The organism is Pseudomonas sp. MONT-RG-20F-20-E-7-02, from assembly GCF_022662395.1.
Classification (GTDB): Bacteria; Pseudomonadota; Gammaproteobacteria; order Pseudomonadales; family Pseudomonadaceae; genus Aquipseudomonas.
Genome location: NZ_JAKNQN010000005.1, coordinates 238,850 through 263,314 on the forward strand (window position 1 = coordinate 238,850; position 24,465 = coordinate 263,314).

At 62.2% G+C, this 24,465-nt stretch carries 19 protein-coding genes; 18 read left to right on the forward strand and 1 reads right to left on the reverse strand.

The window, feature by feature from the left end; genetic code table 11:
• Nucleotides 1-121 precede the first annotated feature (121 nt).
• The 5 genes from L8I05_RS16805 (at nt 122) to L8I05_RS16825 (ending at nt 7,115) form a co-directional block, all read left to right on the forward strand.
• Nucleotides 122-3,634 carry a DUF2339 domain-containing protein gene (locus L8I05_RS16805; RefSeq protein WP_242170345.1) on the forward strand — a complete coding sequence of 1,171 codons (3,513 nt, stop codon included), beginning with the start codon at nt 122-124 and terminating at the stop codon, nt 3,632-3,634.
• Entirely contained in the window at nt 3,634-4,977 is a 1,344-nt protein-coding gene (locus L8I05_RS16810; RefSeq protein WP_242170644.1) for a DUF3999 domain-containing protein, read from the forward strand. Before L8I05_RS16805 ends, L8I05_RS16810 begins: the two co-directional genes overlap by 1 nt.
• A 96-nt stretch (nt 4,978-5,073) precedes the next feature.
• Nucleotides 5,074-6,084 (forward strand): class 1 fructose-bisphosphatase, encoded by a 1,011-nt coding sequence (locus L8I05_RS16815; RefSeq protein ID WP_177017266.1) that lies wholly within the window; start codon nt 5,074-5,076, stop codon nt 6,082-6,084.
• 176 nt (nt 6,085-6,260) lie between these two features.
• A complete protein-coding gene (locus L8I05_RS16820) occupies nt 6,261-6,515 on the forward strand; it encodes a hypothetical protein (protein WP_017849914.1) in 255 nt (84 codons plus the stop codon).
• A 30-nt stretch (nt 6,516-6,545) separates the two neighbouring features.
• Nucleotides 6,546-7,115: a lipocalin family protein gene (locus L8I05_RS16825; RefSeq protein WP_159953739.1), complete on the forward strand. Its 570-nt coding sequence runs from the start codon at nt 6,546-6,548 to the stop codon at nt 7,113-7,115.
• A gap of 143 nt (nt 7,116-7,258) precedes the next feature.
• Here the strand turns inward: L8I05_RS16825 and L8I05_RS16830 are convergent, their stop codons facing one another.
• Nucleotides 7,259-8,623 carry a formimidoylglutamate deiminase gene (locus tag L8I05_RS16830; RefSeq protein ID WP_242170347.1) on the reverse strand — a complete coding sequence of 455 codons (1,365 nt, stop codon included), beginning with the start codon at nt 8,621-8,623 and terminating at the stop codon, nt 7,259-7,261.
• A 78-nt stretch (nt 8,624-8,701) separates the two neighbouring features.
• Between L8I05_RS16830 and hutC the strand changes: the two genes are divergently transcribed.
• The 13 genes from hutC to L8I05_RS16895 all read left to right on the forward strand — a co-directional run bounded on the left by hutC (nt 8,702) and on the right by L8I05_RS16895 (nt 24,347).
• Nucleotides 8,702-9,481 carry a histidine utilization repressor gene (gene hutC / locus L8I05_RS16835; protein WP_177017268.1) on the forward strand — a complete coding sequence of 260 codons (780 nt, stop codon included), beginning with the start codon at nt 8,702-8,704 and terminating at the stop codon, nt 9,479-9,481.
• Entirely contained in the window at nt 9,478-10,038 is a 561-nt protein-coding gene (locus L8I05_RS16840; protein ID WP_159953742.1) for a HutD family protein, read from the forward strand. The genes hutC and L8I05_RS16840 overlap by 4 nt, the downstream gene beginning before the upstream one ends.
• Before the next feature lie 343 nt (nt 10,039-10,381).
• Complete coding sequence (hutU, locus tag L8I05_RS16845) at nt 10,382-12,052, forward strand: urocanate hydratase (RefSeq protein WP_159953743.1); 1,671 nt, start codon at nt 10,382-10,384, stop codon at nt 12,050-12,052.
• 98 nt (nt 12,053-12,150) lie between these two features.
• Nucleotides 12,151-13,608 carry a cytosine permease gene (locus L8I05_RS16850; protein WP_242170349.1) on the forward strand — a complete coding sequence of 486 codons (1,458 nt, stop codon included), beginning with the start codon at nt 12,151-12,153 and terminating at the stop codon, nt 13,606-13,608.
• A gap of 69 nt (nt 13,609-13,677) precedes the next feature.
• Entirely contained in the window at nt 13,678-14,643 is a 966-nt protein-coding gene (locus L8I05_RS16855) for an ABC transporter substrate-binding protein (RefSeq protein WP_242170351.1), read from the forward strand.
• A gap of 72 nt (nt 14,644-14,715) precedes the next feature.
• Nucleotides 14,716-15,567: a proline/glycine betaine ABC transporter permease gene (locus L8I05_RS16860; RefSeq protein ID WP_242170353.1), complete on the forward strand. Its 852-nt coding sequence runs from the start codon at nt 14,716-14,718 to the stop codon at nt 15,565-15,567.
• Nucleotides 15,564-16,388 (forward strand): glycine betaine/L-proline ABC transporter ATP-binding protein, encoded by an 825-nt coding sequence (locus L8I05_RS16865; protein ID WP_159953747.1) that lies wholly within the window; start codon nt 15,564-15,566, stop codon nt 16,386-16,388. Before L8I05_RS16860 ends, L8I05_RS16865 begins: the two co-directional genes overlap by 4 nt.
• Before the next feature lie 132 nt (nt 16,389-16,520).
• Nucleotides 16,521-18,044, forward strand: coding sequence for a histidine ammonia-lyase (gene hutH / locus L8I05_RS16870; RefSeq protein ID WP_242170355.1), 1,524 nt, complete (start codon nt 16,521-16,523; stop codon nt 18,042-18,044).
• Nucleotides 18,045-18,062: 18 nt separating this feature from the next.
• Entirely contained in the window at nt 18,063-19,601 is a 1,539-nt protein-coding gene (gene hutH / locus L8I05_RS16875) for a histidine ammonia-lyase (protein WP_242170358.1), read from the forward strand.
• 148 nt (nt 19,602-19,749) lie between these two features.
• Nucleotides 19,750-21,159 (forward strand): amino acid permease, encoded by a 1,410-nt coding sequence (locus L8I05_RS16880; RefSeq protein ID WP_242170361.1) that lies wholly within the window; start codon nt 19,750-19,752, stop codon nt 21,157-21,159.
• 15 nt (nt 21,160-21,174) lie between these two features.
• The gene (gene hutI / locus L8I05_RS16885; protein WP_242170364.1) at nt 21,175-22,380 is read left to right on the forward strand and encodes an imidazolonepropionase; all 1,206 of its coding nucleotides are present in this window, start codon (nt 21,175-21,177) and stop codon (nt 22,378-22,380) included.
• Between the two features lie 13 nt (nt 22,381-22,393).
• Nucleotides 22,394-23,194, forward strand: coding sequence for an N-formylglutamate deformylase (gene hutG, locus L8I05_RS16890; protein WP_242170367.1), 801 nt, complete (start codon nt 22,394-22,396; stop codon nt 23,192-23,194).
• Nucleotides 23,195-23,402: 208 nt separating this feature from the next.
• A complete protein-coding gene (locus L8I05_RS16895) occupies nt 23,403-24,347 on the forward strand; it encodes a choline ABC transporter substrate-binding protein (protein ID WP_242170370.1) in 945 nt (314 codons plus the stop codon).
• Nucleotides 24,348-24,465 lie beyond the last annotated feature (118 nt).

The window sequence follows — 24,465 nt, forward strand, 5'->3', positions numbered from 1 at the left end:
TCAGTTTGCAAATATGTCGACTGATACACCGCTATCGCGAGCAAGCCCGCTCCCACATTAGCCCCGCGTCGATATACTAGGCCCCGGTTTGCCCGCCTCGGGCTGCTTAGGGATATCGACCATGCAATGGATTTTCATGCTGATTGGCCTGGTGCTCGGCTGGACGCTCGATGAGTCGTTCACCGATGCCGGCTTCGGTGCGCTGTTGGGGTTGGGCATTGGCCAGGCGATTCGCCTGTCGAGGCTGTCGACTCAAGCGAACCAGCAAGCGCGTCAGTTGGAAACCACGCAGAAGGCGCTGATAGCGCTGGGTGAGCGCCTGCGGCAGCTGGAAGTGCCTGCGCCGACAAGCAGTGTCATTGTCGAGTCCCCCATTCCTGAACCCGCCCCCGCCGTTGCAAAGCCCGAACTTGTCTGGGAGCTGCCCGCCGAACTGGCGCCTGTTGCCATGGTTGCCGAAGCCAGCCAGCCGCTGCCGGACGACGTCTGGGTGGCTGCGCCGACACCACAACCTGAAGAGCCTGCGATTCCTCGCGGCCCCAACCTGATCGAGCGCGCCTTCAGCGGCGCACGCAATTGGCTGTTTGGCGGCAATACCGTGCTGCGCGTCGGCGTGGTGCTGTTGTTCCTCGGCCTGGCCTTCCTGCTGCGCTATGCCACCGAAGGCGTGGTGGTGCCGATCGAGCTGCGTTACGCCGGGGTTGCCGCTGCTGCCATCGGCCTGTTGGGCCTGGGCTGGTGGTTGCGGCTGCGTAACAGCAATTACGGCCTGATGCTGCAAGGCACCGGCATTGCCGTGTTGTACCTGACCGTATTTGCCGCGATGCGCTTGCACCCGTTGATCGACCCGAGTGCCGCCCTTGGCCTGTTGGTGGCAGTCACCGTATTTTCGGCGATCCTGGCGATCACCCAGGACGCCCTCGGCCTCGCCTGTGCGGCGGCGCTGGGTGGGTTTGCCGCGCCGATCCTCACCTCTACCGGCGCCGGCAACCACGTGGCGTTGTTCAGTTACTTCGCATTGCTCAACGCCGGCATTCTCGCCATCGCCTGGTTCAAGGCCTGGCGGTTGCTCAACCTGATCGGGTTTGTCGGCACTTTCGGCATCGGTTTCGCCTGGGGCATGCGCGCCTACACACCGGACCTGCTGTGGAGCACCGAGCCGTTCCTGATTCTGTTTTTCCTGATGTACCTGGCCATCGGCCTGTTGTTCGCTCGACGCAAGTTGCAAGAGATGGGCGATGCGCCCGAGGGCCGCGAAGCCTTGCTACGCTGGTCGGCCGCCAAAGGTGATTACGTCGACGGCAGCCTGTTGTTCGGCCCGCCGCTGGTGGGCTTTGGCTTGCAGCTCGCCCTGGTGCAGCACCTGGAATTTGCCGCTGCCTTCAGTGCGCTCGGCTTGGGGCTTATCTACATGGGCCTGGCCCGAGTGCTCAACGGCGGGCGCGCCTTGTTGCTGGCGGAAACTTGCCTGGCGCTCGGCGTGATCTTTGCCAGCCTGGCGATTCCCCTGGGGCTCGACGCGCGCTGGACGGCTGCCGCGTGGGCGGTGGAGGGCGCCGGGATCTTCTGGCTCGGCTTGCGTCAGCAGCGGCCGTTGGCGCGCGCGTTTGGCTTGTTGTTGCAGTTGGGCTCGGCGCTGGCGTTCCTCAGCGAGCTGCGCATCGACGAACATAGCCTGCTCGACGGTGCGCCATTGGGCGCGCTGTTGCTGGGTGCGGCGTTGCTGTTCAGCTTCGACCAGTTGCGCAGGGCCACGGCAGAACAGTCGGCGCCCTGGGAGCGCAAAGGCATGCCCGTGCTGGCCAGCCTGGGCCTGACCTTTTTATACCTGCTCGCACCGATGCTGCTACAGACACAAGGCACCGCCATCAGTTGGGCAATCGCCGGTCTGGCTACCCTGTTTGTCGGCCTGCGCATCGGCTCGCGCACCTTCCTGTTCACCGCCTTTGCCGTGCAGTTGCTGGGCGGTGCGCTGTTCCTGCTGCGCTTGCGGGGCGGTGATGGGGCGGCAGTCTTCAGTGCCGGGTGGACCGGCTTGTTCACCGCTTCGCTGATTGGCCTGGCGCTGGTCGGCGGCATGCTCATGGCGGCACGTGACGACAGGGTGCGCAGCGACGTACGTCTACTGCGCGCGCTGTCGGTGGTGCTGCTCGCAGGTTTGGTACTGATCAACCTGGCCGTGCTGTTCGTGTTGCCGTGGGAAAGCGCCAGTGGGGTGTGGGCGGCCAGCGGTTTGTTGATCATTTGGTTGAGCCTGTACCTGCAACAGCGCGTCAGCTTTGTGTTTGGGCTGCTGTTGCAACTGGTCGGTGGCGCCTCGTTCCTGCTCGCGATGCCGGAGCTGCTCGGACCGTTGACCGGCGAGGGCTTGCGTCCGCTGGCGCACAGCGGTTTCTGGACGCCGATGGTGCTGGGCCTGGCTGCATTGGTCGGCGCCTGGCGCTTGCAGCGTGAACCGCATGCGCCGGTGTTCAGCGTGTTGAAACTGCAACGCCTGTCCGACCTGCTGCTGGTGTGGGGCGCGGCGTGGTGGGCGCTGGCGTTGATCGGCGAAGTGTTGCGGTTTACGTCGCAAGAGTTGCAGGGGCCACTGTTGCTCGGCATCGCGGCAGTGAGCGTGGCGATCTGGGCGCTGCTGGCCGACCGGTTGCGCTGGGCGTCGCTGGGTATGCTGTGCACCTTGCTGATGCCGGCGGCGGGCGTGGTATTGCTGGCGTCTGCCAATGATTACTACCACCCGGTGGCACACTACGGCTGGCTGGCGTGGTTGGCGGTGTTTGTGGTGCATTTCATCTCGCTGCGCCGTCTGGCTGCGGTGGTGTCGAGCAAGGTGTTGAGCATCGCTCATGTGCTGGGTTGCTGGATATTGATCGGCGTACTGGCGCTGGAGCTGCGTTACGGCCTGTTATTGCTGTCCAGCGAGTACAACGCCTGGCGCTGGCTGGGTTGGGCGATTCTGCCAAGCCTGTACCTGGTATTGGCGGCGGCACCGCGCAGTTGGCCGTGGCCGGTGTCGGCGTATCCGCGTGAATACCGTGTACTCGCCGCACTGCCGCTGGCGGTGCTGATGCTCGGCTGGTTCTGGTTGGCGAATATCTTCAGTGACGGCACGGCCAAGCCACTGCCGTATGTGCCGCTGCTCAACCCGCTGGAACTGGGCTTGCTGTTCGCGCTGCTGGGTATTTACTTGTGGTCGCGCAGCGTGGCGCCACAGCGCGGGCCGCGTGCTGAACTGATTGCCCAAGGTGTCGCGGGTGTTTCGCTGTTTGCCTTCTTTACAGCCTTGGTGATGCGCACTGCACACCATTGGGCGGGCGTGCCGTTCCAACTGGATGCCTTGCTGGCGTCGATGTTGGTGCAGGCCGGTCTGTCGATTGTCTGGACCCTGATCGCCCTCGGGCTGATGATCGGCGGCCACCTGCGCCATCGTCGTGAAGTGTGGTTGATCGGCGCGGCGTTGATTGCGGTGGTGGTCGCCAAGCTGTTCTTTGTCGAGTTGAGTAACCGTGGCGGGCTGGCGCGGATCGTGTCGTTTATCGGCGTGGGCGGGCTGTTGCTGGTGGTGGGTTACTTTGCGCCGCTGCCGCCCAAGCGCGCCGAACCGGTGTTGGAAACTGAAGGAGCAACCTCTTGATCGGTAAGTTGAGCGTGATCGCGTTGGGTTTGTGCACGACCTTGTCGGTGTGGGCGCAGGAAACGCCTGCCGACTTCACCACCCAAGTGCCGTTGACGGTGAGTGGCAGCGGCCCCTGGTACCGCCTGGAGCTGCCGCTGTCTGTGCAATTGAGCGCGCGCCAGGCCGATCTCAGCGATGTGCGCGTGTTCAACGCCGCCGGTGAGCCCCAGGCGTATGCGTTGTCGCGCCAATCCGCGCAACGCACCGAAAGCCGCACTGTGGCTGACGTGAAGTGGTTCCCGCTGTACGCCGCCGATACGCGTGAAAGTGTGCCGGACGTGGTAATGAAATCCACCGCCGAGGGCACCCTGCTGGAAGTGCGTCCGTCCAAGGCCGGCAAGCAAGTGCTGCGCGGCTGGGTGCTGGACGCCAGCGCGATCAAGGCGCCGTTGCAGCAACTGAGCCTGGACTGGAGCCGCGAGCAAGACGGCTTCCAGCGTTTCAGTATCGAAGCCAGTGATGACTTGCAGCACTGGCAATCCTGGGGCGATGGCCAGGTGGCGCGCCTTTCATTTGCCGACGAGCGTGTCGAGCAGCATGACGTGAGTTTGCCTGGGCAATCGGCGCGTTACCTGCGCCTGCTGTGGCAAGGCCAGGTCGCGCCGACGTTGACCTCGGCCAAGCTGGTGAGCGCGACCAGCAGCAGCTTGCCGACGCCGTTGGTGTGGTCGCAGCCGTTGTCGGGTACGCGCCTCAAGGCCGGGGAGTACAGCTGGCAGTTGCCGACGGGGCTGGCCGTCGAGCGTTTGCGCATCGAGCTGAAGCAGCCCAACACGCTGGCGCCGGTCACCCTGGCGGGGCGCCGTGAAGCCAATCAAGCCTGGCAGCCGCTGAGCAATGGCGTGTTGTATCGCCTGACCCAGAACGGCCAGGACGTGGTGCAGGACGAATTGCACCTGCCGGGTGTGGTCGTTGGCGAACTCAAACTGCAGGTGGACGAGCGCGGTGGCGGCCTCGGCGTGGAAGCGCCGGCCCTGCGCTTTGCCGTGCGTACCACGCAGTTGGTGTTTCTGGCGCGGGGCGAGCCGCCGTTTACCCTGGCGCTGGGCAACGGCTCGGTCAAGGCGGCGAACCTGCCGTTGGCGACCCTGATCCCCGACTACAGCGCCGAGCGCCTCAAGGCGCTGGGCCAGGCCAGGGTCTCGGGTGACGCGGTGGTTAAAAGCGCTACCGTTGCCGCACCGCCCGAAGCCGGCACCGACTGGAAGAAACTCGGCCTGTGGGCCGTGCTCCTGTTGGGTGTGGCGGCGCTGGGGGCGATGGCCTACAGTTTGTTGCGCCAACCCGCCGCCAAACCGTGAACTCTATTGGCGTTAAATCCTCTGATTAGAGGAAATAACCCTCGACTCGCGTTAAACTGCGCGGGTTTATAAGCCCCCCATTCTCCGGAGCCTTACATGTCCCGCGTTACCCTGAGTCGCTATTTGATCGAGCAGACCCGCAGCAACAACACGCCTGCCGATCTGCGCTTCCTTATCGAAGTGGTGGCGCGTGCTTGCAAGGAAATCAGCCACGCCGTGTCCAAAGGCGCACTGGGTGGTGTCCTGGGCAGCATGGGCACTGAAAACGTCCAAGGCGAAGTGCAGAAGAAGCTCGACGTACTCTCCAACGAGATCCTGCTCGAAGCCAACGAATGGGGCGGTCACCTGGCCGGCATGGCGTCCGAAGAAATGGACAATGCCTACCAGATCCCGGGCAAATACCCGAAAGGCGCCTACCTGCTGGTGTTCGACCCACTGGATGGCTCGTCCAACATCGACATCAACGCACCGGTCGGCACCATCTTCTCGGTACTGCGCTGCCCGAATGAATACCTGAGCCAGAACGAAGCCTTGAACGAAAAGGCTTTCCTGCAGCCAGGCACCGAGCAGGTCGCTGCCGGTTACGCGATCTACGGCCCGCAGACCATGCTGGTGCTGACCTTGGGCGACGGCGTCAAAGGCTTCACCCTGGACCGCGAAATGGGCAGCTTCGTGCTGACCCACGAAGACATTTCGATTCCGGCTTCCACCCAGGAATTCGCGATCAACATGTCCAACCAGCGCCACTGGGAAGAACCGGTTAAGCGCTACGTCAACGAGCTGATGGAGGGCGAAGAAGGCCCGTTGAAGAAAAACTTCAACATGCGCTGGGTCGCTGCGATGGTTGCCGATGTGCACCGTATCCTGACCCGTGGTGGCTTGTTCATGTACCCACGTGACAGCCGCGAGCCGTCGAAGCCGGGCAAACTGCGTTTGATGTACGAAGCCAACCCTATGTCGTTCCTGGTTGAGCAGGCGGGCGGCGCGTCCACCGACGGCCACCAGCGCATCCTCGACATCCAGCCTGAAGGCCTGCACCAGCGCGTGGCGGTGTTCCTGGGTTCGAAGGAAGAAGTTGAGCGCGTGACCGGTTACCACAAGAAGTAAGTTTCGGCGATCAGTTATCCGCCATGTTGTGAGGCTGTTCACCCTTAAAGAAGCCCCGAAACGTTTCAGCGTTTTCGGGGCTTTTTTGTTTTCGCCCGTCGGGAACCAGACACCTCTTTTCCCTTCTAAGCTTCTGGCAGATACCCAAGCTGCTTCGTCCCTCCAGGAGTTTTTCCATGTCGTTACGCCGTCTCGCTTTGCTGGCTTTTTGCGTGCTATTGGCCGCTTGCAGCAAGGTCAACCAAGAAAATTACGCGAAGTTGTCGGCTGGCATGGCCAAGGCTGAAGTAGAGTCGTTGCTGGGTAAGCCGACCGATTGTTCCGGCGCACTGGGTATGTCCAGTTGCACCTGGGGCGATAAAAACAGCTTTATCAGCGTTCAATATGCCGGTGACAAAGTTCTGATGTTTTCCGGGCAAGGCCTGAAGTAAACCGGGGCGCGAGCCTGCGGGAGAAGAAGAATGATGCGTTTTGTTTTGTGCCTTTGTGCCAGCCTGTTTTTGGCGGGCTGCGCCAGCCATTCTGGCGATGATCTGCAACCCAAGACAGCGAGCAACGTCAACCTCAAGCGTTACCAGGGCACCTGGTATGAGTTGGCCCGATTGCCGATGTACTTCCAGCGCAACTGCGCGCAGTCCGAAGCTCGTTACACCTTGCTGCCTGATGGCGACATGTCGGTGTTCAACCGCTGCCTGACACCTGAGTGGAAGTGGGAAGAAGCCAAGGGCACGGCCACGCCGCAAGTGCCCGGCAAGACCGACAAGCTCTGGGTGGAATTCAATAACTGGTTCACGGCGTTGCTGCCGGGCGTCGCCAAGGGCGATTACTGGGTGCTGTACGTGAGCGATGACTACAAGACCGCCATCGTCGGCAGCCCGAGCCGCCGCTACATGTGGATCTTGTCGCGCACGCCGACGGTGAATGCCGACACCCGCGAAGACCTGCTGAGCAGGGCGCGGCAGCAAGGGTATGACACCACGCGGCTGATCTGGCGTACGTCGGACAAGCAGATGGCGAAGACTTCCCAGTAACCTGAAGTCACCCTCAATCTAATGTGGGAGCTGGCTTGTGTGGGAGCTGGCTTGCCTGCGATGCAGACACCTCGGTGTATCAGTTACACCAAGGTGATGCTATCGCAGGCAAGCCAGCTCCCACATTTGTTTTATGTCGGCGGTTAGCCCAACAGATCTCTCAAGACTTGCGTGAATGCCCGGCTACTTTCCTCCTCACCGGCATGCCGCCCATCGCGCACCACCCACTTGCCGTTCACCAGCACATCGCGCACTTGCCGATCACCACCGGCGAACAGCCAGCGATTAAGAATGCCGTCCTCAGTCGCCGTCGCCAGGTACGGATCATTGCCGTCCAGCACGATCCAGTCCGCGCGCTTACCCACTTCCAATCGACCGATCGGCTGGCCCAACGCCTGGGCGCCGCCGTCCAACGCCGCATCAAACAACGTACGCCCGACCATCGGCTGATCACGGCGATACAGGCGGTTGCGCCGCTGATCACGCAGGCGCTGGCCGTATTCCAGCCAGCGTAATTCTTCCACCACGCTGAGCGACACATGGCTGTCGGAGCCAATGCCCATGCGCCCGCCCTGGGCGAGAAAATCCACCGCCGGGAAAATCCCGTCGCCCAGGTTGGCTTCGGTGGTCAGGCACAGCCCGGCAATCGCGCGACTCTTGGCCATGCGCGCCACTTCTTCAGCGTCCGCGTGAGTGGCGTGGACCAGGCACCAGCGCTCATCGACGTCGACATTGTCATACAGCCATTGCAGCGGACGTTTGCCACTCCAGGCCAGGCAGTCGTCGACCTCTTTTTGCTGCTCGGCGATGTGGATATGCACCGGGCAGGCCTTGTCACTGGCGGCCAATACCTCATTGATTTGTTGCGGCGTGACGGCGCGCAACGAGTGGAAGCACAGGCCCAGCTGCTGCGCCGGTTGCGCGGCGAGGATCGGCTGCAAACGCGCTTGCAGGTCCAGGTAATTTTCGGTGCTGTTGATAAACCGTCGCTGGCCTTCATTCGGCGCCTGGCCGCCAAACCCGGAGTGCGTATAGAGCACCGGCACCAGCGTCAGGCCAATCCCGCTGCTGGCGGCCGCCTGGCTGATCTGCCGCGACAGCTCTGTGCGGTCGGCATACGGTTGGCCGCTGAAGTCATGGTGCACGTAGTGGAACTCGGCTACTGAGGTGTAACCGGCTTTGAGCATCTCGATATACAGCTGGCGCGCGATAACGTGCAGTTGGTCCGGGTTGATCTTGCCGACCATGCGGTACATCAGATCGCGCCAGGTCCAGAAGCTGTCATTCGGGTTGCCCGCCACTTCGGCCAAGCCCGCCATGGCACGCTGGAACGCATGGGAATGCAGGTTCGGCATGCCCGCCAGCACCGGGCCCCTGAGCCGTTCGGCGCCGTCTGCACTGGCATTGGGCTCAACGTGGGTCAGCGCGCCATCGGCGCTGACTTCAAAGCGTACATCGTTGGCCCATCCATTAGGCAGCAGCGCGCGTTCGGCAAAGAAAGCGGACATGATCAAGGCACCCCGGTCGTGTGTTTATTTGTATATACATATACAGACGTTTGCCTGCTCGGTAAACTCCGGCAATCTATGCATCTTTTCCCCCTGCAAGGATTCCCTGTGCCGACTCCGCCTGCCAAGTCTTCGCTGGCTGCCCACATGGACGAAAGTCCGGCGCCCTTGTATGCCCGCGTCAAACAGATGATCAGCCAGCAGATCCTCAACGGCAACTGGCCGCCGCATTACCGCGTGCCGTCCGAGAGCGAGCTGGTCAGCCAGCTGGGCTTCAGCCGCATGACCATCAACCGCGCCCTGCGCGAACTCACCGCCGAAGGTTTGCTGGTGCGCATGCAAGGCGTCGGCACGTTCGTCGCCGAGCCCAAGAGCCAGTCAGCGCTGTTTGAAGTGCACAACATTGCCGATGAGATCGCCTCCCGCGGTCATCGGCATACCTGCCAGGTCATCCACTTGTGCGAAGAGGCCGCAGGCTCCGAGCGCGCCGTCGCCCTGGAAATGCGCGAAGGCGGGCGGGTGTTCCACTCGCTGATCGTGCACTTCGAAAACGACATCCCGGTGCAAATCGAAGACCGCTTCGTCAACGCCCTGGTGGCGCCGGACTACTTGCAGCAGGATTTCACCCAGCAAACGCCCTACGCCTATCTGAACCAGGTTGCGCCGCTGACCGAAGGCGAGCACGTGGTCGAAGCGATCCTCGCCGACGCGCAAGAGTGCAAGCTGCTGCAGATCGAGCCAAGCGAGCCCTGCCTGCTGATTCGCCGCCGCACCTGGTCGGGCCGCCAGCCGGTGACCGCCGCGCGTTTGATCCACCCCGGTTCCCGTCATAGCCTGGAAGGACGCTTCAGTAAATGAGTAGCGTGAAAGTCTGGCGCGCCGCCGATTACATCCGCATGCCGTGGAAAAACGGCGGCGGCAGCACCGAAGAAATCACCCGTGACGCAGGCCAGGGCCTGGATGGCTTTGGCTGGCGCCTGTCGATTGCCGATATCGCCGAGTCGGGCGGGTTTTCCACCTTCGCCGGTTACCAGCGCGTGATCACCGTGATCAAAGGCGCGGGCATGGTGTTGACCGTCGACGGCGAGGAGCAGCGTGGTTTGTTGCCGCTGCAGCCGTTTGCGTTCAGCGGTGAAAGTGAGGTTTCGTGCCGCTTGATCACCGGCCCGATTCGCGATTTCAACCTGATTTATTCGCCCGCGCGTTACCACGCACGTTTTCAGTGGATTGACGGCGTGCAGCATTTTTTCACCACGGCGCAGACGGTGTTGGTGTTCAGCGTGGCGGATGAAGTGAAGGTGCTGGACCAGAAACTGGGCCATCACGACTGCCTGCAGGTGGACGGTAACACTGGCCTGCTGGATATCTCGGTCAGCGGCCGCAGTTGCATTATCGAACTGACCGCGCGCGGCTAAAAACTTTGGGAGCTGGCTTGCCAGCTCCCATATTTGTTTCTGTGTTGTTCAAGGAACCTGTTTCCAGCGCGCACCAATTTGTTACCGAATGCCCCAGCGTGGCGCAACGCCGCGTTGTTATGAACAATCTCCCCCTGCACAAAACACCTCCTCAAGAAATTTCACCAAGCCTCCAGGCCTGAATTTTCAAGGCTTGCACACGCCTTCGAAAAAAATCTGCACAGCCCCCTCCGAAAGTTGGCCGCTCGATTGCATATGCTTGTATGTACAAGTAAAGATGTGTGCGTAAGACTCTCCTTCGCACCATCAATGTTCGCGCATCGATCGCCGAGGAGTCTTAGCAGTGACCAAGCCTACAAAATACCGTGACGTCGAAATCCGTGCCGCTCGCGGTAACACGCTCACCGCCAAAAGCTGGCTGACTGAAGCGCCGTTGCGCATGCTGATGAACAACCTCGACCCGCAAGTGGCCGAGAACCCGAAAGAATTGGTGGTGTACGGCGGTATCGGCCGTGCGGCGCGTAACTGGGAGTGCTACGACCAGATCGTCGAGAGCCTCACCAACCTGAATGACGACGAGACCCTGCTGGTGCAATCCGGCAAGCCGGTCGGCGTGTTCAAGACCCACAGCAATGCCCCGCGCGTGCTGATCGCCAACTCCAACCTGGTGCCGCACTGGGCCAGTTGGGAACACTTCAACGAACTGGATGCCAAGGGCCTGGCCATGTACGGCCAGATGACCGCCGGCAGCTGGATCTACATCGGCAGCCAGGGCATCGTCCAAGGCACCTACGAAACCTTCGTCGAAGCCGGTCGCCAGCATTACAACAGCGACCTGACCGGCCGTTGGGTACTGACCGCCGGCCTCGGCGGCATGGGCGGTGCGCAGCCGTTGGCCGCAACCCTGGCCGGCGCCTGCTCGCTGAACATCGAATGCCAGCAGGTCAGCATCGACTTCCGCTTGAGCAGCCGCTACGTCGACGAGCAAGCCACCGACCTCGACGACGCCCTGGCGCGCATCGCCAAGTACACCAAGGAAGGCAAGGCCATCTCCATCGCCTTGCTGGGTAACGCGGCGGAAATCCTGCCGGAACTGGTCAAGCGCGGCGTACGCCCGGACATGGTTACCGACCAGACCAGCGCCCATGACCCACTCAACGGCTACCTGCCGGCCGGCTGGACCTGGGACGAATACCGCGCGCGCGCCAAGACCGAGCCGGCTGCCGTGATCAAGGCCGCCAAACAGTCGATGGCCGTGCACGTTAAAGCCATGCTCGAGTTCCAGAAGCAAGGCATCCCGACCTTCGACTACGGCAACAACATCCGCCAGATGGCGCAAGAAGAGGGCGTGGAAGACGCCTTCGCCTTCCCTGGCTTCGTACCGGCCTACATCCGCCCACTGTTCTGCCGTGGCATCGGCCCGTTCCGTTGGGCTGCCCTGTCCGGCGACCCGCAGGACATCTACAAGACCGACGCCAAAGTCAAAGAGCTGATCCCCGACGACGCCCACCTGCACAACTGGCTGGACATGGCCCGCGAGCGCATCAGCTTCCAGGGCCTGCCGGCACGTATCTGCTGGGTTGGCCTGGGCCAGCGCGCCAAGCTCGGCCTGGCGTTCAACGAAATGGTGCGCAGCGGCGAGCTGTCGGCACCGGTGGTGATCGGCCGTGACCACTTGGATTCCGGCTCGGTCGCAAGCCCGAACCGCGAAACCGAAGCCATGCAGGACGGTTCCGACGCCGTGTCCGACTGGCCTCTGCTCAACGCCTTGCTCAACACCGCCAGCGGCGCGACCTGGGTGTCGCTGCACCACGGCGGCGGCGTAGGCATGGGCTTCTCGCAGCACTCCGGCATGGTGATCGTCTGCGACGGCACCGACGAAGCGGCTGAGCGCATTGCTCGCGTACTGCACAACGACCCGGCCACGGGCGTGATGCGTCATGCCGATGCGGGTTACCAGATCGCCATCGACTGCGCCAAGGAACAGGGCCTCAACCTCCCGATGATCAAGTAACTCAATGCGGGAGCCAGCTCCCACAATTGACCTGCTGTGCACACAAGACATGTTTCACCTGCACTACCGAAAAACAATCCATCAGAGGTTGAACACACATGGCTGCAAATGACGCACGTGCAAGCACCACCCCGTTGATCGAAAGGCGTTCGATCGACTACATCCCGGAAGCGGAAAGACACGGTCGTCTATTGAGCCAGTTCACCCTGTGGCTGGGTGCCAACCTGCAAATCACCGCGATTGTCACCGGGGCCTTGGCCGTGGTGCTCGGCGGTGATGTGTTCTGGTCGTTGATCGGTCTGTTGATCGGTCAACTGCTGGGCGGCGGTGTGATGGCGCTGCATGCGGCGCAAGGCCCGCAACTCGGCTTGCCGCAGATGATCTCCAGCCGCGTGCAGTTTGGCGTGTATGGCGCGGTCATCCCGCTGGTGCTGGTGTGCCTGATGTACATCGGTTTTTCCGCCAGCGGTTCGTTGCTGGCGGGGCAGGCGGTGGCGCAACTGCTGCACGTGGAAGACTGGGTCGGCATCGTGCTGTTCGCCGGGCTGATCATGGTGTTCACCGTCTTCGGTTACCGCGTGATCCACGGCATCGGCCGCGTCGCCAGCGTGCTCGGCGTGGTTGCGTTCATTTATCTGTTCTACAAATTGCTGGCCGGTAACGACGTCGGTGCGTTGCTGGGCAACAAGCATTTTTCCCTCAGCAGTTTCCTGCTGGCGATTTCATTGTCGGCGTCCTGGCAGATCGCGTTCGGCCCTTACGTGGCCGACTACTCGCGCTACTTGCCACGCAGCACGCAGGCGTCGAAAACCTTCTGGGCGGTTGGCCTGGGTTCGGTGATCGGGGCGCAGGCGTCGATGGTGTTCGGTGTATTCGCAGCGGCCCTGGCCGGTGCGCAATTCGCCCACCACGAAGTCTCGTTTATCGTCGGCCTGGGCGGCACCGGCATTGTCGCGGCGCTGCTGTATTTCAGCATCGCCTTCGGCAAGGTCACGGTAACCACGCTGAATGCCTACGGCAGCTTCATGTCCATCGCCACCATCATCAGCGGCTTTCGGGGCAGCCGGCACATTTCGAGTGCGGTGCGCCTGCTGTACATCTTCCTGATGGTGTCGATTGCCGCCGCGCTGGCGTTGCTGGGCAAGGACTCGTTCCTCAAGGATTTCTCCGCGTTCATCCTGTTCCTGCTCGCATTTTTCACGCCGTGGAGTGCGATCAACCTGGTGGATTTCTACTGCATCACCAAAGAGCGCTACGACATCCCGGCACTGTCCAACCCCAACGGTCGCTATGGCCGCTGGAACCTGATGGGCATCAGCATCTACGTGTTCGGCGTGCTGATCCAGATGCCGTTCATCTCCACGCATTTCTACACCGGCCCACTGGTCGCCAGCCTCGGCGACACCGATATCTCCTGGATCATCGGTTTGGTGGTGCCCGCCGCACTGTATTACTGGGCCGCGAAAAAGTGGCACAGCGCAATTCCTGAACACCTGATCCTGCCAATAGAGCAGGGCGCTGCACCAACGACAAACGGGCTGGCTGCACAAGCCTGATGGGACGTGGACAGGGCAGGACGCCTACTGACTGCCGTAATCCATTTCAAGATTGGGAGCGTCACAACAATGAAGATGAATAAGACCCTGCTGGCTACTGTGTTCTGCGCAAGCGTGTTGGCGAGTGCCGGCGCTCAAGCGGCCGGCTGGTGCGAATCCGGCAAGCCGGTGAAGTTCGCCGGCCTGAACTGGGAAAGCGGCATGTTGCTCACCGACATCCTGCAAACCGTTTTGGAAAAAGGCTACGACTGCAAAACCGACAGCTTGCCGGGTAACTCCATCACCATGGAAAACGCCCTGAGCAGCAATGACATTCAAGTGTTCGCCGAAGAGTGGGTTGGCCGCAGCGAAGTCTGGAACAAGGCCGAGAAGGCCGGCAAAGTCGTCGGCGTCGGCGCCCCGGTAGTCGGCGCGGTCGAAGGCTGGTACGTGCCGCGCTATGTGATCGAAGGCGACGCCAAGCACAAGCTGGAACCCAAGGCGCCAGGCCTGAAAAACATCGCCGACCTGGCCAAATACGCCTCGGTATTCAAGGACCAGGAAGAACCGTCCAAAGGCCGTTTCTACAACTGCCCTGCAGGCTGGACCTGTGAGCTGGACAACAGCGAGATGCTCAAAAGCTACGGCCTGGAAAGCACCTATACCAACTTCCGCCCAGGCACCGGCCCGGCGCTGGATGCGGCGGTGCTGTCGAGCTACAAGCGTGGTGAGCCGATCCTGTTCTACTACTGGTCGCCAACGCCGCTGATGGGCCAGGTCGACCTGGTCAAGCTGGAAGAAAAACCCGGTGTGGATAAAAGCGTGAGCATCAAGGTCGGCTTGTCCAAAACCTTCCACGAGCAAGCGCCTGAGTTGGTGGCCGTGCTGGAGAAGGTCAACCTGCCTATCGACTTGTTGAACCAGAACCTCGGTCGCATGGCCAAAGAGCGAATTGAGTCGCCAAAACTGGCGAAAATTTTCCTCAAGGAACATCCTGAAGTCTGGCACGCATGGGTGAGCGACGACGCAGCCAAGAAAATCGACGCGGCCTTGTAGGTCAAGCGTGTCCGACTACCCTGAGGGGCTAGTCGGGCACCCGGCTACAACCCACTGGATCGAGAGCACGATATGTTTCCTGAGCGTTTTACGTTTTCCATCGCCGACTGGGTCAACGGTTGGGTGGACTCACTGGTCACCAACTACGGTGATGTGTTCCGGCACATCTCCGACACCCTGCTGTGGGCCATCGTCAACCTGGAAGGGTTGCTGCGCGCGGCGCCCTGGTGGCTGATGCTGGCCATCGTCGGTGGTATCGCCTGGCACGCCACCCGCAAGGTGGTGACCACGGCCGTCATCGTCGGTTTGCTGTTCCTGGTGGGCGCGGTTGGCCTGTGGGACAAGCTGATGCAGACCCTGGCGCTGATGATGGTCGCCACGGTGATCTCGGTGCTGATCGGCATTCCGCTGGGCATTCTGTCGGCACGCAGCAATCGCCTGCGTTCGGTGTTGATGCCGCTGCTCGACATCATGCAAACCATGCCGAGCTTCGTGTACCTGATTCCGGTGCTGATGCTGTTTGGCCTGGGCAAGGTGCCGGCGATTTTCGCCACGGTGATCTACGCCGCGCCGCCGCTGATTCGCCTGACCGACCTGGGCATTCGCCAAGTCGACGGCGAAGTCATGGAAGCTATCAACGCCTTTGGTGCCAACCGCTGGCAGCAACTGTTCGGCGTGCAACTGCCGCTGGCACTGCCAAGCATCATGGCCGGGATCAACCAGACCACCATGATGGCGTTGTCGATGGTGGTGATCGCCTCGATGATCGGAGCCCGTGGCTTGGGTGAAGACGTGCTCGTCGGCATCCAGACCCTCAACGTTGGCCGCGGCCTCGAAGCCGGGCTGGCGATTGTGATTCTTGCAGTGGTCATCGACCGCATTACCCAGGCCTATGGTCGTCCACGGCATGAGGCGAGCAAATGACTACTGTCAGCAAAATTGAAGTAAAAAACGTCTTCAAGATCTTCGGCAACCGCTCCAAGGAAGCCCTGGCGCTGGTAGGCCAGGGCAAGACCAAGGACCAGGTGCTGGCCGAGACCGGCTGCGTGGTCGGCGTCAACGACCTGTCGCTGAGCATCGGCACCGGCGAGATCTTCGTGATCATGGGCCTGTCGGGCTCCGGCAAGTCCACGCTGGTGCGCCACTTCAACCGCCTGATCGACCCGACCAGCGGCGCGATCCTGGTGGACGGCGAAGACATCCTGCAACTGGACATGGAAGCCCTGCGCCAATTCCGTCGGCACAAGATCAGCATGGTGTTCCAGAGCTTCGGCCTGCTGCCCCACAAGAGCGTGGTGGACAACGTCGCCTACGGCCTCAAGGTGCGTGGCGAAACCAAGCAGGTCTGCGCCGAACGCGCGCTGCACTGGATCGAAACCGTGGGCCTCAAGGGCTACGAAAACAAATACCCGCACCAGCTTTCCGGCGGCATGCGCCAACGTGTGGGCCTGGCCCGCGCCCTGGCGGCCGACACCGACATCATCTTGATGGACGAAGCCTTCAGCGCCCTCGACCCGCTGATCCGCGCCGAGATGCAGGACCAGTTGCTGGAGCTGCAAAAGACCCTGCACAAAACCATCGTGTTCATTACCCACGACCTCGACGAGGCCGTGCGTATCGGCAACCGCATTGCGATTCTCAAGGACGGCAAGCTGATCCAGGTCGGCACCCCGCGCGAGATTCTGCATTCGCCGGCGGATGAGTATGTGGACCGCTTTGTTCAGCGCCGCGCGGCGGTGGTGTAGCTGATCGTTCCCACGCTCTGCGTGGGAATGCATCCCGTGACGCTCCGCGTCACTTTCTGACAGCAGGACGCGGAGCGTCCCAGGCGGCATTCCCACGCAGAGCGTGGGAACGACCAACTTAAGAGGCTAGAGATGTCCCAGGCAGCAAAAATCATCATCGCCGACGCCCCCCTGCGTTGGCAGGACGTGGTCGCCGTCGCTCGTCACGGCGCAGTGCTCGAACTCTCGGGGCACGCCTGGGCGCGCATCGACAATGCCCAGGCCATCGTCCAGCGCATTGTCACCAGCGGTGAGCGCGCCTATGGCGTGAACACCGGCCTGGGCGCGTTGTGCAATGTGTCGCTCAAGGGCGAGCAACTCAGCCAGCTGTCGCGCAATACCCTGCTGAGCCACGCTTGTGGCGTCGGCCCGGTACTCAGCGACGAGCAGACCCGCGCGATCATCTGCGCGGCCGTCATCAACTACAGCCACGGCAAATCCGGCCTGCACCCGCAGGTGGTGCATTCGCTGCTGGCCCTGCTCAATCACGGCATCACGCCGCAAGTGCCGTCCCAGGGTTCGGTGGGTTACCTGACCCACATGGCCCATGTCGGCGTGGCCTTGCTGGGCGTCGGCACGGTGAGCTATCGCGGCCAGATCGTGACGGCGCAAGAAGCCTTACACGCAGAAGGTTTGCGGCCGGTGGTACTCGGCGCCAAAGACGGCCTGTGCCTGGTCAACGGCACGCCGTGCATGACCGGCCTGAGCTGCCTGGCCCTGGCCGACGCGCATCACTTGCTGCAATGGGCCGACGTGATCGGCGCCATGAGTTTCGAAGCCCAGCGCGGCCAGATCGACGCGTTCGACGAAGCCATCATCGCCCTCAAGCCGCACCCCGGCATGCAGCAAGTCGGCATCAACCTGCGCGCGCTGCTCGATGGCAGTGAAGTGATCGCCAGCAGCAAAGGCATTCGCACCCAGGACGCCTTGAGCATCCGCTCGATCCCGCAAATCCACGGCGCCGCCCGCGACCAGGTTGAACACGCCACGCGCCAGATTGAGACCGAACTCAACAGCGCCACCGACAACCCGTTGGTGCTCGGCACTCCGGACAACTACCGCGTGGTGTCCCAGGCCAACCCGCATGGGCAGTCCGTGGCCTTGGCGGCAGACATGCTCGCCATCGCGATGGCCGAAATCGGCTCGGTGGCCGAGCGCCGCCTGGATCGCCTGATCAACCCGCATGTCAGCGGCTTGCCGGCGTTCCTGGTCAGCAACCCCGGCGTCAACTCCGGGATGATGATCGTGCAATACGTCGCCGCCTCGCTGTGCGGGCAAAACCGCCAGCTGGCGCAACCGGCGGTGCTCGACAACTTCGTCACCTCGGGGCTGCAGGAAGATCACCTGAGCATGGGCACCAACGCCGCGCTCAAGCTGCATCAGCTGCTGGCCAACGTCACCCAGATTCTCGCCATCGAGTACCTGCTGGCGGCCCAGGCCTTCGAGTTTCTCAAGGACCAGCGTTTCGGCGCAGGCACCGACAGCGCCTGGCGTTTGCTGCGCGAAAAAGTCCCGGCCTACGAGCAGGACCGCTGGCTGGCGCCGGATATCGCCAGCGCCGCTGCGTTGCTCAAAGACACCGCTTTGTTGCACCACGTATTACCTAATTTGCACTAAGAATAATTCACAAGGAGCATGAATGTGACTGCGCTAAATCTGATCCCAGGCCAACTGAGCCTTGCCCAACTGCGGGCCATCTACCAGCAGCCGGTAACCCTCAGTCTGGATGACAGCGCCACGGCGCAGATCGAAGCCAGTGTGGCCTGCGTGGAGCAGATTCTCGCCGAGAATCGCACCGCCTACGGCATCAACACCGGTTTCGGCCTGCTGGCCTCGACCCGCATCGCCAGTGAAGACCTGGAAAACCTCCAGCGTTCCCTGGTGTTGTCCCACGCCGCCGGCGTCGGTGAGCCGATCAGCGACGCGCTGGTGCGGCTGGTCATGGTGCTTAAGGTCAACAGCCTGAGCCGTGGCTTCTCCGGGATTCGCCGTCAGGTGATCGACGCGCTGATCGCGTTGATCAACGCCGAGGTGTACCCGCACATTCCGCTGAAAGGTTCGGTCGGTGCTTCCGGTGACCTGGCGCCCTTGGCGCATATGTCGCTGGTGCTGCTCGGCGAAGGCAAGGCGCGCTACAAGGGCGAATGGCTGGAGGCGACCGAAGCGCTGAAAGTCGCAGGCCTGGCGCCGCTGACCCTTGCCGCCAAAGAAGGCCTGGCGCTGCTTAACGGCACCCAGGTGTCCACGGCCTATGCACTGCGCGGCCTGTTCGAAGGCGAAGACCTGTTCGCCGCGGCACTCGCGTGCGGTGGCCTGACCGTTGAAGCCGTGCTCGGCTCGCGCTCGCCGTTCGACGCGCGTATTCACGCCGCACGTGGCCAACGTGGGCAGATCGATTCGGCTGCGGCCTATCGCGACCTGCTCGGCGAAAGCAGCCAGGTGTCGCAGTCGCACCAGAACTGCGACAAGGTGCAAGACCCGTATTCCCTGCGCTGCCAGCCGCAAGTCATGGGCGCCTGCCTGACCCAGTTCCGCCAGGCCGCCGAAGTACTGGTGGTGGAAGCCAACGCCGTGTCGGATAACCCGCTGGTGTTTGCAGCCGAAGGCGACGTGATCTCCGGTGGTAACTTCCACGCCGAACCGGTGGCCATGGCCGCTGATAACATGGCCCTGGCCATCGCTGAAATCGGCTCGCTGAGTGAGCGCCGTATCTCGTTGATGATGGACAAGCACATGTCGCAACTGCCGCCGTTCCTGGTCGGCAATGGCGGGGTCAACTCCGGCTTCATGATTGCCCAGGTGACGGCCGCTGCACTCGCCAGCGAGAACAAGGCCCTGTCTCATCCGCACAGCGTCGACAGTTTGCCGACCTCCGCCAACCAGGAAGACCACGTCTCGATGGCACCGGCTGCAGGCAAGCGCCTGTGGGAAATGGCTGAGAACACCCGTGGCATTTTGGCGGTGGAATGGTTGGCTGCGTGCCAGGGCCTGGACCTGCGCGACGGTTTGAAAACCTCGCCGAAGCTGGAAAAAGCCCGTGGCATCCTGCGCGCCCAAGTCGGCTTCTACGACAAGGACCGCTTCTTTGCCCCGGACATCAATGCCGCCAGCGAACTGCTCGCCAGCCGCTGCCTGAATGAGCTGGTGCCGGCCAAACTCCTGCCGAGCTTGTAACCGCAACGCAAGCCAGTGTGGGAGCTGGCTTGCCTGCGATAGCTATCTTTCAGTTGAAACATCTGTGACTGACCTACCGCCATCGCAGGCAAGCCAGCTCCCACAGGTGGGAACGATCTTCTCCTCATAAGAATAATAGGGACGAGAAATGCACCAGCAAGAAAAGGGTTTGAAACGCGGGCTCAGCGCCCGACATATTCGCTTCATGGCACTCGGTTCCGCGATTGGCACCGGGTTGTTCTACGGCTCTGCCTCGGCGATCCAGATGGCCGGGCCTGCCGTGCTGCTCGCCTACCTGATCGGCGGCGCCGCGGTATTCATGGTGATGCGCGCCCTCGGCGAAATGGCCGTGCACAACCCGGTGTCCGGCTCCTTTGGCCAGTACGCCAGCACCTACCTGGGCCCAATGGCCGGGTTTGTCCTCGGCTGGACCTACGCCTTTGAAATGATCATCGTCTGCCTCGCCGACGTCACTGCATTCGGTATCTACATGGGCTTCTGGTTTCCCGACGTGGCGCGCTGGGTGTGGGTGCTCGGCATCGTGTTTTTGATCGGCGGCCTGAACCTGTGCAACGTCAAAGTGTTTGGCGAGATGGAGTTCTGGCTGTCACTGCTCAAGGTCGGCGCCATTGTGGCGATGATCCTCGGCGGCTTCGGCATCATGCTGTTCGGCATCCATTCGGCCGGTGAAACCCAGGCCAGCGGCCTCAGCAACCTGTGGGCTCACGGCGGCTTCATGCCTAACGGCATTGGCGGCCTGATCGCCTCGTTTGCGGTGGTGATGTTTGCCTTCGGCGGCATCGAAATCATCGGCATCACCGCCGGTGAAGCCAAAGACCCGCAACGGGTGATCCCCAAGGCCATCAACGCGGTGCCGCTGCGCATCCTGTTGTTCTACGTGCTGACCCTGTTCGTGTTGATGGCGATCTACCCGTGGCCACAGATAGGCAGCCAAGGCAGCCCGTTCGTGCAGATCTTCAGCAACCTGGGCATTGGCTCGGCGGCGACCATCCTCAATATCGTGGTGATCTCGGCGGCCGTCTCGGCCATCAACAGCGACATCTTCGGCGCCGGACGCATGATGTACGGCCTGGCCCAGCAAGGGCAGGCGCCCAAGGGTTTTGCCCAGCTGTCCAAGCAAGGCGTGCCGTGGATGACCGTGGTGGTGATGGGCGCAGCGCTGCTTGGTGGCGTGATGCTCAACTACCTGATCCCGGAAAACGTGTTCCTGCTGATCGCCTCAATTGCCACCTTCGCCACGGTGTGGGTGTGGCTGATGATTCTGTTCACTCAAGTTGCCATGCGCCGTTCGATGACCAAAGAACAGGTCGCCGAGCTGAAATTCCCGGTGCCGTTCTGGCCGTATGCGCCCGCGGCGGCCATCGTGTTCATGCTGTTCGTGTTTGGCGTGCTGGGTTACTTCCCGGACACCCAGGCCGCTTTGCTTGTCGGCGCCGTGTGGATCGTGCTGCTGGTTGTCGCCTATCTGCTGTGGGTCAAACCTGCTGCCGGGCAAGCGGCCAAGGTCCATTACGACCCGGCTTTGTCTCATCGTTAACTTAGGGAGGCGTTGATGAAAACGCTTTGGCAACACTGCCACGTCGCAACCATGGCAGGCGGCAAATACTCGATCATCGAGGATGCCGCCATGGTCACCGCAGGCCCGCTCATTGAGTGGGTCGGCCCCCGCAGCCAAGTGCCACCGGCGGATTACGCCCAGGTGCATGACCTGCAAGGCGCGTGGGTCACCCCCGGGCTGATCGACTGCCATACGCACACGGTGTTCGGCGGCAATCGCAGCGGCGAATTCGAGCAACGCCTTGAAGGCGTGAGCTACGCCGAAATCGCCGCCAAGGGTGGTGGTATTGCCAGCACCGTGCGCGCCACCCGCGCCGCGTCCGAAGATGAACTGTTTGCCAGCGCCCACAAGCGCCTGCGCAGCTTGTTGCGTGACGGCGTGACCACGGTGGAGATCAAATCCGGCTACGGCCTGGACCTGGTCAACGAGCGCAAGATGTTGCGGGTCGCGCGGCGCCTCGGCGAAGCGTTGCCGGTCAGCGTGCGCGCCACGTGCCTGGCGGCGCATGCGTTGCCGCCGGAGTACAAGGACCGCGCCGACGACTACATCGAGCACATCTGCACCGAGATGCTGCCGGCCCTGGCCGCAGAAGGGCTGGTGGACGCGGTGGACGCGTTCTGCGAATACCTGGCGTTTTCCACCGAGCAGGTGGAGCGCGTGTTCAAGGTTGCCCAGCAACTGGGCCTGCCGGTGAAGCTGCACGCCGAGCAGTTGTCGTCGCTGCACGGCTCCAGCCTCGCTGCGCGTTACCACGCGCTGTCGGCGGACCACCTGGAATTCATGACCGAAGAAGACGCCATCGCCATGTCCGCTGCCGGCACCGTCGCCGTATTGCTGCCGGGCGCGTTTTACTTCCTGCGTGAAACCCAGTTGCCGCCAATGGACGCCCTGCGCAAACACGGCGTGAAAATCGCCATCGCCAGCGACCTCAACCCCGGCACCTCGCCGGCGTTGTCGGTGCGCCTGATGCTGAACATGGCGTGCACCTTGTTCCGCATGACCCCGGAAGAAGCCCTGGCCGGCGCCACGCAGCATGCGGCCACCGCGCTGGGCATGGGCGATACCCACGGCTCGCTGGAGGTGGGCAAGGTCGCCGACTTTGTCGCCTGGCAGATTGATCGCCCCGCCGACCTGGCCTACTGGCTGGGCGGCGAACTGGATAAACGCGTCGTGCGCCACGGCGTCGATGTCACTGTTTGAGGAGTACTTTTTTGTGGATAAGGTTCTGAACTTCAAACAAGGCCGCGTACCGCTGCTGATCAGCATGCCTCACGCCGGCCTGCGTCTGACGCCTGCGGTCGAGGCCGGGTTGATCCCCGAGGCACAAAGTCTGCCGGACACCGACTGGCACATCCCAACGCTGTATGACTTTGCTGAGGAGCTGGGGGCCAGCACGCTGTCGGCCGAGTATTCACGGTTTGTTATCGACCTGAACCGGCCTGCGGACGATAAGCCGCTGTACGTCGGCGCCACCACCGGCCTGTACCCGGCGACCTTGTTCGACGGCGTGCCGTTGTTCCGCGAAGGGTTGGCGCCGTCCCAGGAAGAGCGCGCCACTTACCTGCAAAAGATCTGGGGCCCGTACCACCGTGCCCTGCAAGAAGAACTGGCGCGGCTCAAGGCCGAGTTCGGCTACGCGCTGCTGTTTGATGCGCACTCGATCCGCTCGGTGATACCGCACTTGTTTGAAGGCAAGCTGCCGGACTTCAACCTCGGCACCTTCAACGGCGCCGCCTGCGACCCGGAGCTGGCCAGCCAACTGGATGCCATCTGCGCTGCGCATCCGCAATACACCCATGTGCTCAACGGGCGTTTCAAGGGCGGGCATATCACCCGGCATTACGGCGACCCGGCGCAGGACATCCATGCCGTGCAGCTGGAGCTGTGCCAGAGCGCGTATATGGAAGAGTTTGAGCCGTTCCGTTACCGGCCGGATTTGGCCGAGCCGACGCGGGTGGTGTTGAGGCAGTTGCTGGAAGGGTTGTTAACCTGGGGGCAAAGGCGTTACGGCTGACATTGCTATCGCAGGCAAGCCAGCTCCCACAGTTGGACTGCGTTTCAAGGTGGGAGCTGGCTTGCCTGCGATGAGGCCCTGACGGTCGCCGCAGTGCAACTGCCGGTCGCCACAGGTCGTGTTAACAGACATCCCGCTGGGTAAGGTTGTGGACAGGGCGCGTCAGACGCCACTCCCCACAATAAAGCTGCCGAGTGAGACCTCTTTCATGAAAAGACTGTTCAACCGTTACCTGTTGACCCTCACCGGCGCCGCGCTGCTCAGTGCGCAGGCCATGGCCGCTGAGCCGGCCTCGTGCAAAGCGGTGCGCATGGGCGTGGTCAGCTGGACCGACGTCATCGCCACTTCCGGCATGGCCGACGTGCTGCTCAACGGCCTGGGCTACGACAGCAAGCAGACCAGCGCCGTGCAGCAGATCATCTTTGCCGGCATTCGCGACAAGCGCCTGGATATCTTCCTTGGCTACTGGAAACCGGCGATGGACAACAACATTGCCCCGTTTCTGGCCGCCAAACAGGTCAAGGTCTTCGACACACCCAGCCTCTCTGACGCCCAAGCCACCCTGGCCGTGCCGCAATACGTGGCCGACGCCGGCTTGAAAACCTTTGCTGACATTGCGCGCTTCAAGGACAAACTGGGCGGCAAAATCTACGGCATCGAGCCCGGCAGCGGCGCGAACACCGATATCCAGAAAATGATCGACACCAACCACTTCGGCCTGGGCGGCTTCAAGCTGGTCGCCTCCGGTGAAGCGGGCATGCTCGCGGCCGTGCAGCGTGCGGTGAATCGCAAGGAGTTCGTGGTGTTTGTCGGTTGGACCCCGCACCCGATGAACATCAACCTGAAAATGACCTACCTCACCGGCAGTGAAGATGTGTTCGGTGCCGATGAAGGCCGGGCTACCGTTTCCACCGTCACCGCGCCGGACTTCGCCGAGCGTTGCCCCAACGCCAATCGGCTGCTGACAAACCTGACCTTCACCGCCGCCCAGGAAAGCCAGTTGATGGTGCCGATCATGGAGCGCCAGTCGCCGCAGGACGTCGCCAAGCAATGGCTGCGCGACCATCCGCAGGATTTGCAGCGTTGGCTGGCGGGGGTTAACGCGTTTGATGGCAGCGATGGTGTCGCGGCCGTCCAGGCCAGCCTCAGGTAGTTCAAGCAATACAAAGCCAATGTGGGAGCGGGCTTGCCCGCGATGGCGGTGTATCAGGTATTCATTCGGTGGCTGACACCCCGCTATCGCAGGCAAGCCAGCTCCCACACTTGATCTA